The organism is Psychrobacter sp. DD43 (genome assembly GCF_904846555.1).
Taxonomy (GTDB): Bacteria; Pseudomonadota; Gammaproteobacteria; order Pseudomonadales; family Moraxellaceae; genus Psychrobacter; species Psychrobacter cryohalolentis.
The window spans coordinates 1-13,872 of sequence record NZ_CAJHBE010000003.1; the positions used below are offsets into that span (position 1 = coordinate 1).

A 13,872-nucleotide genomic window follows, 5' to 3' on the forward strand; every position below is an offset into this window, starting at 1 on the left:
TGGATGGAAAATGACTTATCCAAATTATTTTATGATGTTTGTCCTAGCCATAACACTTTTGTTTTGAACTGACTATACCTCGCATACTTGGATGTATAACTACCCTATCCCTATAAAAATTCCTAGCCAGCTATAAGCAACTGTCCCTTAGCGGCGCTCATAAAAGCGATACACAATGACCTAGTACGTAAAAAGGGATCTTACTGAGCTTTTTAAAAGGTATTTAAGGCTAATAAGTAATCAAAGTGACATACGAACATAGAAAGACCGCTCCAATCGAGCGGTCTTTTATTATCTTACCCATTATTTATGGTAAGTAGCCCTTTATAGGGCTGATATCAGCTGGCAAATCAGTTTCACCCAAGGCCTCTAACAAATTGATTTCAATCGTGCGCGATAAAGCCGTTAATGGCAGCTGATTGTCCGCCAAGCCAAATGGTGACTCTAACTCTTCACTTAGCGCATCAAGTCCAAAAAAGGTATAGGCAATCACGCTGCAGATTAAGGGTGTCACCCAGCCCAAAGAAGATACCAAACCAAACGGCAGCATAAAGCAATAAAGATAAGTGGTTCGATGTACAAGCAAAGTATAAGCAAATGGCAATGGCGTATTATGAATACGTTCACACGCTGCCAGTACCACCGTCATAGAGTTCAGACGCTCATCCATATTTTGTACCATCTGCTCTGATAGCAAATGCTGCTGTCGACAATATCCAAGCTCCTTACCCATCAAGCGCATCAGATAATCAGGCAGATTTTTTGCCTGCCGCATTTTGCTATGATATTTCGGATCAACAAAGCGCTCGATATCCTCCCAAGGCGAGGTGTTTCGCAGTCGATGACGCACCGCATGAGTAAAAGCAATACTCAGATGAATCAGACGGCGCTGAGTATCTCGCCCTATTGGATTGTCTTCGTCGATATAAGAGAGCGCTTGACGGCACAGGCTGCGCGCATCATAAACCAATTGTCCCCATAGCCCCCTTGCTTCCCACCAACGCTGATAGCTGGCATTATTACGAAAGCCCAAAAACAACGATAAGGCAATCCCAAGCAAGGTGAAAGGCGCAACGCCATAAGAAGAAAAAGAGCTTGGAAAGCCGTGCTGAATATTGGTAATAAGCGCACTGATAAGACCAATCAGCAAAATTTGAGGATATACTTTGGGAAGAATTGAGCCACGCAAGGTAAAGAATAGTTTGATGGCGCTTGGGTTTTGCTTGACGATCATATTGACTTCCTAACACTGATACTTTTGCAGAGCGAAATGATAACAGACTCACCATAATGAGGTGCAAAAAGATGCTTATCATTGAACTGTGAATAAGTATTTATCGTAAAAATACACCACTATTTTTATCACCTTGTTGTGCAATAGATGTCTAACAAATCATTGGTTGTTATAGTGATGTAATGATAGCAAAGACAAAGGTAGATACCAGATGCCATCGCACAAAAATTCGATTATAGTAGACATAGATATGCTCATATAAACAAAATAAGGAATAAATGATGAAAAAATTAGGATTATGCGCCGCAGTGGCACTGAGCTTGAGCGCATGTGCTGGCGGGATAAACGGTGGCACCATTGGCAATAACAACCAAAATACTATCGTCACTCAATATCCTGTTGAAGCAGCGATGCTCAACATTTACACCAAAACTCGCAGTCAAAGCTTAGTAGCGACCGTCGGCAATCAAACTGCCTCAGCTGATATTACAATTACCCCAAAAGGCAGTATGGTATTCAATAATAAACAAGTACAAGCTGCCGAAGTAAATACTATTAATAAAGTAAATAATCAAATCACTGACCAATCTGTTGCCATCAATTACTTTACGTTAAATCCATTGGTCTTCCATGGTTATACTGATAGCTCAGGCAAATACTCATTAGCGACCCAGAGCACGACGCTTCCTAAGCTGGCAACTGTTGGCTCCTCTAGTCAATTGATTGCAGAGGACGTATACGCCGATAGAAGTATGCGCAAAAAGATAGGTAGCTACAGACAAGGCTGGTCATTGACCAGAGACACCAATAACACTGCATGGTTTTGTGTCGACACCTCAGCCAATTTACTCGTCGCAAATGATCCCAATGGTGTCTCATCAGAATGCTATAAAATCAATGCGCGCGGTGATATCTTAGATAGTAAAGTGACGATTAGCCAACCGACAAACAACGGTACGAAAGCGATTATATTTACCAGCCGTTAAATAATTCGTTACTAAATTACTTAACGTTGCACAAAAAAGCGCCCCTTAAATTAAATAAGGGGCGCTTTTTTGGAATTTATTTATGCTGTTATAATATCTATTATATTAAACGGCAATTTTATAAGCAGCTTTTTTGATACGCATATCACCCGTTTCAACATAACGCTGATGCCATGATAATGCTTCGTCCAAGATATGCGGGGTTTGCATACCAGCCGTATCTGAAGCACGATCAAAATAATCTTGTAGCATTGGGCGATAGTCAGGATGGGCACAGTTATCGATAATTGCTTTTGCACGTTGACGCGGCGATAAACCACGCAAATCTGCCAACCCTTGTTCGGTGACAATAACCATCACATCATGCTCAGTATGGTCGTGATGCGAGACCATCGGCGTGATACAAGAAATAGCACCATCTTTTGCCACTGATGGCGATACAAAGAATGACGTATAAGCGTTACGAGCGAAATCACCTGAGCCGCCCAAGCCATTCATCATGTTAGTTCCCATAACGTGGGTTGAGTTGACGTTACCATAAAGGTCGCATTCAATCATGGCATTAATGGCCAATACACCTAAGCGACGCGCGACTTCAGGATGGTTGGTGATTTCTTGTGGACGCAATACAATACGCGCACGCAGCTCTTCGATATTGGCATTAAAACGTTCTAGAGCATCTGGGCTTAATGACAGTGCAGTGGCAGATGCCATGGTCATTTTGCCAGACATGATTAGGTCTAACATACCGTCTTGCAATACTTCAGTGTAGCCGGTCAAATTCTCAAACGGGCTGTTTTGTAGTCCTGCCAATACGGCATTGGCTACGTTACCTACACCAGACTGGATCGGTAATAAATTTTCTGGCATGCGACCTTTTTTGACTTCATCATGGAAGAAATCAATGATATGGCTGGCTATTTTGTTTGAACATTCATCAGGATCAGCAAACTTGCTGTTGCGATCAGGCGAGTTCGTTAAGACAACGCCAACCACTTTATCCAAGTCACAATGTAGATACGGCACACCAATACGTCCGCCTGGGGTCACAAGTGGAATCGGCTTGCGGTTTGGCGGCATACCGATATCATTATAGACATCATGCATACCTTCTAACATCAAGCTTTGCTGCGCGTTCACTTCTAAGATGATTTTGTCTGCATTTTCTAACCAGGCATTGTTGTTACCGATAGAAGTCGATGGAATCAGGCGACCATCTGGCAAAATACCAGACACTTCAACGACCGCTATATGCATCTTGCCATAGAAACCGATGGTGCTCTGCTGCGCTACATGCGATAAATGCATGTCGAAATAATGCGCTTCACCTGCGTTGATTTGTTTACGTAAAGCAGGCTCTGATTGATATGGCGTGCGCCACTTGATGCCGTTCGCTTCTGCCAATACGCCATCACATTCGGTTGCGGTAGAGGCACCTGTCAATAAACCAATTTGAAAGTCTTCACCGCGAGCATGAGCCGCTTCCATGTGTTTGGCAAGCGCAGCGGGTATCGCTTTTGGGTAACCTGCACCAGTAAAGCCACTCATACCGACATTCATATCGTTTTTGATGAACGCTGCTGCTTGATCAGCAGACATAATTTTTTTGCTTAGACCGTCGTGAAGCACGCGACCTTCATGATTTAATGATGTCATACCTTTTTTCCTAGTAACTTCCATATTAAAATCAAACCACTTCGTGATGAAACGTTTGATACGAAACCAACAATAAAATGCATTGCTGCATATTAGCAACTTTCCCGCAAAAAACAAGTTGAATGACTTAAATTTACCTGTAGAGATTTTATCTGTCTCATATAAACTAACATTAGTTCGTTTTTTAATATCGTTTATATAACGTTCTTTTCCTCTTTAAATTGCAGTCATATCTATTTTTCTTTATCACAAATAGATATGCTTATTGTAAGGTATGATGGTTAAAAATCCTTATTATTTATTTTTCTCAGATAGGTATCAACGCATTTAAAAACTATACTTTGAAATATAGAATGGGATATTTTTGATTAATAGAAAAATATTAACGATAATATTTCTGGTTTTTTGTCTATAGACCCAAAAAAATTATAGTAAGATTATCAGTGTCATATTTTTAAAAGGACTCCACGCATGCTATATTTCAGAAACTGGCAAAATTTTTTAACTAAAGGTTATACTGATAAAAACTGGTGCTAAATTTGATATGAAAGCAGTTCATTATTAGCTGATTGACATAAAGTTGGTAGCGAAAAAATAAGCATTTAAGGATGAATGATGACAACTCAACAGCACGTTTTGGCTTGTATTGACGGCTCAGCAGTGACAGAGTCTGTTTGTGACTATGCAGCATGGTATGCAAGGCGACTCAATATTTCGGTAGGACTGTTGCATGTCAGCGATGTAGCAGCGTCTATTAGAAGAGACTTGTCTGGGGCGATTGGCATTAATAGCCGTCAATTCTTGCTAGATGAATTGTCTCAGCTTGACGAGCAAAGAGCCAAGGTAGTCAATAGCTATAGTAACGCCTTGGTGCAAGATGCCAAAAGCCATATCAAAAATCAGTTTGATGACGTAAATGTCCATGTTTATCAGCGCCGTGGCAAGCTACTGCCTGCTATTGAGCATTTTACAGCGCATAATCGTGCCATCGTTATGGGACGCCGCGGTGAAGACCATAAACATAGTCGCATCAACATCGGCAGCCAAATCGAGACAGTTGCACGAGCGTCAAGCATACCGGTGCTCATTTGCTCAGAGAAATTCAAAGAACCTCATTCATACATGGTAGCCTTTGACGCTAGTAAAACAGCGCTTAAGGCCATAACTATGCTGTCAGAGAGCAAATTATTAAAAGGCATGCAAGGTCATATCGTGATGGTCGGTAACGATAATGAAACCGCCAAACAAAGCCTTGCCGATGCCCGCGCGCAGATGGCAGCAGCAGGATTTTCAGTAGAGACTCATCATCTCCAAAAGCTTGACGCGGTCAATGGATTGTTAGCTTTTCAAATGGAGCATGCAATCGATATGATTGTGGTGGGGGCTTATGGCAGCTCAAAACTACAGCATCTGTTTCTTGGCAGCACTACAACAGAGATTATCGCCAGTACGCTGTCACCAGTTATTTTGGTGCGCTAATAGGTAACGAGCGTGATTATACTTTTAATCTGTTCTGTCGGTTTTTATATGTTGATAAATATCCATTAAAAAAGCAAGGCATCTGATGCCTTGCTTCTTGTATCTAACTAATGATTATGATTGTCATTTCGCTTAGATGTTTAGTCAAATAGGTGTTTAGTCAAAATGGAAACCTGCACCTATGGCTGCACCTACGTTGCCTTGAGTATCTGCAGTACCATTTAACTTCATGACCCAACGTCCATCAGCGGACAGTTTCGAAAAGCCGATAGCAACGGCACTCTCACCGTTATACGTTGCGATACCACCACCTATCATAGACTTACCGATGATGTAAGCTTGAGGCAATGAAGACATCGCCATGGCTGCTGAGATACCAGCGTTGGCGTCGTCCTCAACCTCGCCAATTCTATAACCCAGCTCATTGATGCTGTTGCCTAGGTTTCTATTGACTGCATCCAATTGACCGAAGTTCACAGCATCTCTAGGTTGCATGCCGTCCGCAACATTGGTTATCTTAGTGCCAGCAGCATTAATACCGGCTGCTGTCATACTAGGAGCAGTTTCACCATTACCTGCATATATACCGGCTTTAGTGATACTAGGGCCACCTGCAATGACAACTCCGTTTGTACTGACGGTTGTATCACCAGTCGTCACGCTGTCGACATTGATGTTGCCGTTTAAATCAAACTTAATGCTACTGCCTGCTGATGTCGTGGTGATATTATTGCCACCTTTAAACGTAAGTGGAGCAGAACCTGCTTTTTTGTTGATAACAGGACCACTATCTGCATCGAAGTTGAGTCCAGCACCCATCTCAGCGATCACAGTTGTCTGTGTATTGACAAGAGAGAGAAACTCAAATAATTGTCCACCATTGACGGCATCCTTACTCGCTACCTCAATGAAGCCATTAGCAACGTTGGTGATCTTGTTACCACCAGCATCAACACTAGTTTTAGTAAGTTTAGGACCGCCTACGATAGTTAGACCACTGCTATTCATCGTGGCATCACCCGTTTGCACACTATCTACGGCGATATCCCTACTTAAATTAAAGGTAACATTATTACTCTCTGCTGTTTTAGAGACGGTTATATTGTTATCTGTGTTGTTTAAGTCAACTGTATCGCTTGGTTTCACTGTACTTATAGTGCTCTCATTGCTTTGAGCACTGAGGTTCCAGCCTTTGTTGGCATCAGCTGCACTTTGTTTGACTTCGTTTAACTGTCCAACATTCACAGCGTCAGTAGTTGCTTCACCTCGTGCAACATTGGTAATAACATTACCGCCGTTGTTAAGACCAGTGCTTGTTAAGCTGACAGTTTTAGCTGGAACAATATTAGTGATAGTGAAACCAGTACTGTTTAATTTTACTCCACTATTAATGAAACTAACACCGCCATTATCCATCACAGTATTACCAGTAGTAACGGATGTTACATCTAAAGCATCAGCCATCTGAATCTCTAACTGACCGTTGTTTTCTACCGTTCGAATATTTTTTGCAGATGCTGTTTTAAGAGGATTTAAACTGCCTACGATTTTAAGTTGCGTACCAAGATCCTTATGGATGTTGATATTATCATTACCAGCGAAGTTTAGACCTTTAGTTACAATAGTAGAGTTTTGACCATTAAGCTGATCAACATTCACTGCATCAGTACCAGCAGCACCTGCTACAACATTGTGAACCTGGTTACCACCCATGCTGACGTTGGTGCCCAGAGCCACACTGACTTTATCGTCCTCGACAACAAAACGACCAGCATTAACATTAAGGGCTTTGCTGCTAATCGTACCTCTGTTAATAAAGGTTTGATTACTTGGGTCAGAACCCACAGTAACTGTGTCAAGATCCGTTAGGTTCTTAGCCATCACGACGTTCAGTTTGCCATTGAGGCTGTCAACACGTAGGTTTGCACCCGATGCATCAGCAGCATTCGCCAGCTTACCTTCGATGCTCAACGTTTCGTTCAACTTCTTATTAATGGTAGTGCCAGTGTTACCCGCAAACTTCAGGCCGTCTTCCATCGTGGCAACTTGGATATCGTCGATAACGATACGTGTGATACCATCACCACCATTAACACCTGGTACGCCGTTAATGACACCAATGGTACCTGATACACCAGTAGGACCCGTTAGACCGATTGTGCCGTTCGAACCATTGATAGCAACACCGGATACACCATCTTTACCATTAACGCCGATAAAGCCGTCTTTGCCATCGATACCTGAAGTACCAACATTAATGTCATCACTCAATGCAACAATAAGGTCATTACCTACATTGGTAACGCTAATATTCTTATTGTCACCGTTGATAGTGACTACATCGTCTGGTTTAACATTGCTCTTTGCACCATCACCAGAGTCGGTCCGTATGAACCATCCTTTGTTGGCCGTGTCGTTGACTTCTTCAATGGACTGATTGGTTGCATACAACTGGCTACCATTGATAGCATCAGTGCTGTTCTCGTTGACAGCACCTGCAGCGACATTGATAATCTGACGTTCCCCGTTAACGAAACCAACGCTCACCACACCTTTGGCAGCAGAACCTTGACCTGTATAAGTGTAATATCTTGTATTAATAATAACCCCAGTCTCAGTCGTAGCAGCACGATCAGTAGATAAGTTACCTAACACAACACTGTTGTTTTGCGTTGTCGAAACATTATTACCGAGAACAAACGAATTATCATTTTCAACAGTATTATCATTACCAACTGAATAGCTACTGTTGCCAGAAACACTGTCAATGTCATCTGGTGGAAGCTGACTACCAAAGGCTCCAGATCGTGTACCACTGACCTTATTGCGGACACCCACAGCGATTGAGTTAGCACCGTTCACTGTATTTCCTTTACCTATCGCTATTGACTCTTTACCACCCACTATACTTCGATCACCTAGAGCAACAGAACTGAGGCCATTTGCTTCTGAAACAAAGCCCATAGCCGTTGACCATTGTTTAGTTGCTTTAGAACCAACACCAACTGCGGTGCTTTGTATTCCAGTAGCGCGCGTACGTGAACCGATAGCAGTACCTGTAAGAGTAGTAGCTTGCGCACCTTCACCTATAGCCACTGAACGCTCACCTAAGGCTTTTGCATTTACGCCAATCGCTGTTGCATTTTTATTAGTAGCTTCAGCATTAAAGCCAACAGCTGATGCATTTTCACCTACGGCTTCAGAGAAACCACCTAAAGCCATGGCACCAGCACCGTCTGCTTTAGAGCGACGACCTAGTGCCACACTATCTTCGCCTCTAGCGTTTGCAGTAGGACCAACAGCTGTAGCACCTAAACCTTCCGCACTACTCCTGACACCTAGAGCAACTGATTCGCCACTTTTAGCTTTAGCTTCAAAACCTGATGCCAAACTGCTACGGGCTGTTGCTTCTGCACCTGCACCAAAGGCACTAGCCTGAATACCAATAGCTTTAGCATTCTCTCCAACAGCAGTTGAGCGGTCACCATTTGCTATAGCATTAGAGCCAACAGCAAGAGCATCAGTACCTGTTACTGACGTGGTGTATGGTTTTGCATTGCTAGAGCGGATAGGGAAATCAATGCCAGCAACGATAGTATCTAACGCTCTTAGCTGAGATACATTGACCGCATCACTATCATCTCTACCAGCTGCGACATTAACTATCTGACGGTTGCCGTCAACATTATTGCCTACAGAGACAGCACCAAGTGCAGTACTTCTAGTAGATTCAATAGCTAATCCACTCGCTGATGTTGGGACAAACACTGTACCTGAGCCAGTAGCAGTACGGTTAGCTACTGATTTCGATCCTAAAGCTACACCATTATCAACGTTAACTATAGAGCCATTACCGATAGCAGTTCCTTTGATAACAGTAGGAGTAGCAGACATTGTGGTGCCTCCTGCATCAGCGTTATCACCGTATGCTGCACCACCATTCCCTGCACGTGATCCTACACCAATAGCTTGTGACCCTGTAGCTAGCGAATTTTTCCCAATCGCAATAGCATTTTCACCACTGGCCTCAGCTCTATCACCGACAGCAATAGTACCTGTTGCTGAGGCGATAGATTGAACACCAATACCAATAGCATTAATTCCAGCAGAGACAGACCCACGTCCAAGCGCCATGCTGCTGTGACCTTGAGCTGAAGAGTTAGTACCTACTGATATGCTGTTTTTACCAATCTGTCCGTTCTGGAAATTGCCAGCATTATTACCGATAGCTACTGTTAAATCATTAGTGATACCGGCGCCTGCACCAGCACCTAGAGCAAGGTTATATTCACCTGTAACGTTTGAACCAGCACCGTTACCAAACGCCGAGTTAACTTTACCAACTACATGCGAACCAGAGAAGTTACCAACTGCTGTATTTCTGTCACCGGTAACTGTGTAGCCTGCAGTAGGGCCCATAGCAACGTTAGCACTACCAATTACTGCGTTACCTGAGAACGCACCAATAGCTGTATTGGCGTGACCGTCAACATTACGACCTGCACGCTCACCTAATGCTGAGTTAGAATCACCATAGACTCCATTACCAGCCGCAGCGCCAATTGCAGTATTTTGTCCTACGATTGAATAAGGTCTATATGCTGGGTTACCACCTACTGTAGTTCTTGGCGTAGCACTTACATTTGAGCCAGCACTTGCCCCTATTCCTACGTTACCCGACGATAGTACATTCTGACCTGATGCATTACCTACAGATACTCCCTGTTCAGTATAAGCAGTTGAACCAGCACCAGAGTTTAAACCTATGGCTACTGTAGTCTGTCCAACTGCAGAAGCACCCTTACCAATCGCAATTGCGTCTGCACCTTGAGCACCTAGGTTATCTTCATTAGTGCCACCTGTTGAGTTGATACTGACGTATTTTATCTGGTTGGCTACAATATCACCAATGGTTGCAGCGTTATGTTGATTATTGGGATCTGTTAGTAAACCCCCACTAGCGACGTTCGTGATTTGATTACCGCCGTTGTTAAGACCAGCACTGGTTAAGCTGACAATTTTAGCTGGAACAGTATTAGTGATCGTGATACCTGAGTTATCAACCAAAGTATCCCCCATCGTTACACTTCCATCAGCGTCAAGGTCAATATCTTTAGCAAGCTTGATCATTAAGATATCGCCATCTGCGACAACACCGATATTATCATTATTGGATAAATTGTTTGCATCAGTCTCACCACCTAAAATATGAAGTGTTTCACCCTGTTTGAGTGCAATAGGATCACCAATATCACCTTCAAATTCTAGAATTATTGAAGTATCCGAATTATCACCTTCTTTCTTATGACTATTGTTAGTAGTATGAGTATGTTCACCAAGACCATGGGTATGAGTAAAAGGATAATCGATATTGTGATTACTCGAGTTACCATTATTTGGAATAGCACTCGCTTGTATACAAAAACCAGCTGCCATTAGACCCAGCCCGATAGCCGTGATTTTAAAAGCACTGGTAGATGAAAGATTGTCTGTCGTATTGATGGTAGCGTTTGCACTCACGCTAGATTTGGAAGATTTGCCACGTGCCTTTGCGTATTCACCAACTGCAGTGAAACAGTTTAAGGCTTCATTCCATATTACCTTATAGATGCGGTTCATGATGTATACTCCCTTATAGATTTGTCTGATTTAAAAAATCGAAGTTAAAATCCATTTTGTAGAGAGTTGATGTAACAAAAGAAAACAGTTATGAGGCAATAGGATTAGAAGTTAGGGTTAAAAAATTACTTAGATGATTATTTGAGACATAAAGCGTCTTATTTTGTAAATCATTATAACTCTCTGTATATTATTATTAACGAATATACAGAGAGTCTCAATACCACACATCGGTAATTTACTACCGTCCATCGGTTATATTCTTATTAGTGAATATATGTTGATGAAATACGTTCTCATTTGAGGTTGTTTCTATTTAATAGGTAATATTACTTTTATTACAAGCCCTAATATGCCATCTTGGCGATTATGGACAGTGATCTGACCTCTATGTGCCATCACTACGGCATGAACGATTGCCAACCCCAGTCCATAACCGCCCGTTTCGCGATGGCGCGCCGTATCAAGCCTAACAAAAGCCTGAAAAATACGCTCCAGATCCTTTTCTGCAACACCGCCGCCCTCGTCAGTGATGCTTATTTCAATAGCTGCTGTTTTATTATTCATCTTCACTGCTTGTATCTCAGCCATCACTGCCGAATCAAAAGCAGTATGCATAAAGGCATTACGGATGATGTTTTCAAGGGCACTATGCAGCTGTTCTTGATTGCCCATTACTGTGCAAGAATCTGGCAATAAAGACGGATTCGCATGCCATTGCCAATATATATTTTTATGCTGAAACTCAAAACAGACATCTTGACCAATCTCATTGATAATTTCACAGATGTCTACTGCCTCATCTTCTAGAGTATTGATGGTATATTGCTGCATTTGCAACGATTGAATACGGATAATTTGCTCAATCAGCTCATTCATCCGCGTTGACTCTTTATCGATACGGTCAAGATAACGACTGGCGTTGGGCGCAAAATCTCGTGTCAGCTCAGTCGCTACATCGAGACGGGCGAGCGGCGAGCGCAGCTCATGGGAGATATCACTTAACATCTGCTTGCGTGCCAGCTCACTGTCAGCGAGCCGCGTTGATAGTAAAGCGACATCTTTTGCTAATAACCCCAATTCGTCAGAACCCAGACTTGATAACTGCGGATTGACTTCATAGTTGCCATCTATCATCCGGTGTACGGTATCCTGCACACTCCCAATACGCCGAGTCAATGTACGACTGAGCCAAAAGCATACCAACACGCTAAAGAGTATAATCAGCAAGAGCCGCAGCATAAAATTGCCCCGCTGTAGCTCTAACACATCTTTAAATAATAGGTGCGGACGCAGCTGTATGATAACGCTGTCATTATTTGGCATAACCACTGTAACCTCAGCTAACTCAGGTCGGCTATCAATGTCAGCAATGGCTTTATGAGACGGCATTGGTTTTAAAATATCATCGAGGCTAAAAGGTTTATTATTTGGGTGCGCGCTTTTGACGCCATCCTTATCAAAGGAATACGCCCTATAAGGGTTCTTATCGACACGGTCTTTATCACTAAGTTCACTGTAATCAGATGCTTTATTGTCAACACTGCTACTCACAGAATTTTGAGGATTAGACAACACAGATGATTGCTCACCTTTTATCTGCAAGTCTATTGCCTTTATACTTGCCACGTCACGTGCTGGACGCCGCTTGACTCGATTTTCTCGAAACCGATATCTTGGAAATATAATAGCGCCCTGCTCATCGTATATCCTGATTTGGCTCATGAGTCTTCGATCTTCATTATAAATCTGCTTTACAGTAGATAAGTCACCCGCTTCCAAGGATATGACCAGCCGCTCACGCTGAATAAGCAGCTTATCAATTTGAGAATCCATACGAGTAGCAAGCTCTCTCTCATTAAGCCAGCGTTCTACTGCTATAGATAAAATAGAAGTGATCAGAATCATCGCTAGCAAACTCAAAAACAGTCGCCAAAATAGCGACATAGGTATGCTCAGCTTCGATTTGTTTATCGCTGTAGGATTTTGGGCAGCTTCTGTCATTAGAGTACCAACTGATAGCCTTTACCACGAATTGCCTTGATTGGCTCATCATGGAAAGGTTGAAGTTTTTTACGCAGGCGCGAGACATGGACATCAAGGCTACGGTCAAAAGGCTGTAATTCTCGCTGCAAGACATGCTGTGATAGCCACGATTTACTGACTACCTCGCCTTTTTGTCGTAATAAAGCCAGCAATAAATCAAACTCTGTACCTGTTAATTGCAGCTCAACGTCATCTATCTGGCAAAGCCTTTGCTGTTGGTCAAGATATAAGCGACTACTCGGCAGCGGTAATTGCTCAACAATATGTGCTGCAATACTGGTGCGCTTGATCACCGCATTGATACGTGCCAGCAGCTCACGTGGATTACAAGGCTTGGTAATATAATCATCAGCGCCAAGCTCCAGCCCGATGATACGGTCTATCTCTTCCCCTTTTGCGGTAAGCATAATGACAGGGATATCACTAATAGCAGGCAGCTGGCGTAACACACTGAGCCCGTCTATTTTTGGCATCATAATATCGAGCACCAACAAATCATAAGGCGAATTATCTTGCATCGTCGTCTTTAATCGCTCTATGACCGCTTCGCCATCATGCATGCAGTCACAACGAACACCGTGATTATGCAGATACTCTTGCAGTAATTGAGTCAACTCTTCGTCATCGTCACCCAATAAAATATTTGACATCGTTATCACTTTATTATTGTACCTCTCAATCATTTTATGGCTCATATTATCAAGCAAGCGCTACCTATGCGCTATAAACGTTACCTTTCTTAATGTTTCATAAATGTTCGTAACCTCTGGCTGTCGCATGATAGCGGTTATCAAAAACAAGTTGATACTAATTTACAATGTCGAGCAATGATTAATATTAGTGATTTATAGT

7 protein-coding genes are annotated in these 13,872 nt (G+C 42.6%); 2 read left to right on the forward strand and 5 right to left on the reverse strand.

Going from position 1 to position 13,872, the window contains the following annotated elements:
• Positions 1–307: 307 nt before the first annotated feature.
• Positions 308–1,234 (reverse strand): bestrophin family protein, encoded by a 927-nt coding sequence (locus JMX89_RS02080; RefSeq protein ID WP_201531454.1) that lies wholly within the window; start codon positions 1,232–1,234, stop codon positions 308–310.
• Between the two features lie 281 nt (positions 1,235–1,515).
• On the opposite strand from JMX89_RS02080, the gene JMX89_RS02085 reads away from it, so the two are divergent.
• Positions 1,516–2,220, forward strand: a complete 705-nt coding sequence (locus JMX89_RS02085; RefSeq protein WP_201550725.1) for a hypothetical protein — start codon at positions 1,516–1,518, stop codon at positions 2,218–2,220.
• A gap of 105 nt (positions 2,221–2,325) precedes the next feature.
• Here JMX89_RS02085 and JMX89_RS02090 read toward each other — a convergent pair whose 3' ends face one another.
• The gene (locus JMX89_RS02090; protein ID WP_133104282.1) at positions 2,326–3,876 is read right to left on the reverse strand and encodes an acetyl-CoA hydrolase/transferase family protein; all 1,551 of its coding nucleotides are present in this window, start codon (positions 3,874–3,876) and stop codon (positions 2,326–2,328) included.
• A 615-nt stretch (positions 3,877–4,491) separates the two neighbouring features.
• On the opposite strand from JMX89_RS02090, the gene JMX89_RS02095 reads away from it, so the two are divergent.
• Complete coding sequence (locus JMX89_RS02095; RefSeq protein WP_201531452.1) at positions 4,492–5,355, forward strand: universal stress protein; 864 nt, start codon at positions 4,492–4,494, stop codon at positions 5,353–5,355.
• 156 nt (positions 5,356–5,511) lie between these two features.
• Here the strand turns inward: JMX89_RS02095 and JMX89_RS02100 are convergent, their stop codons facing one another.
• The 3 genes from JMX89_RS02100 to JMX89_RS02110 form a co-directional block, all read right to left on the reverse strand.
• Positions 5,512–10,974, reverse strand: a complete 5,463-nt coding sequence (locus tag JMX89_RS02100) for a YadA-like family protein (RefSeq protein ID WP_201550727.1) — start codon at positions 10,972–10,974, stop codon at positions 5,512–5,514.
• 312 nt (positions 10,975–11,286) lie between these two features.
• Positions 11,287–12,978, reverse strand: a complete 1,692-nt coding sequence (locus tag JMX89_RS02105; protein ID WP_201550729.1) for a sensor histidine kinase — start codon at positions 12,976–12,978, stop codon at positions 11,287–11,289.
• On the reverse strand, positions 12,978–13,670 hold the full coding sequence (locus JMX89_RS02110; RefSeq protein WP_201550731.1) for a response regulator transcription factor: 693 nt from the start codon (positions 13,668–13,670) through the stop codon (positions 12,978–12,980). Before JMX89_RS02110 ends, JMX89_RS02105 begins: the two co-directional genes overlap by 1 nt.
• Positions 13,671–13,872: the final 202 nt, after the last annotated feature.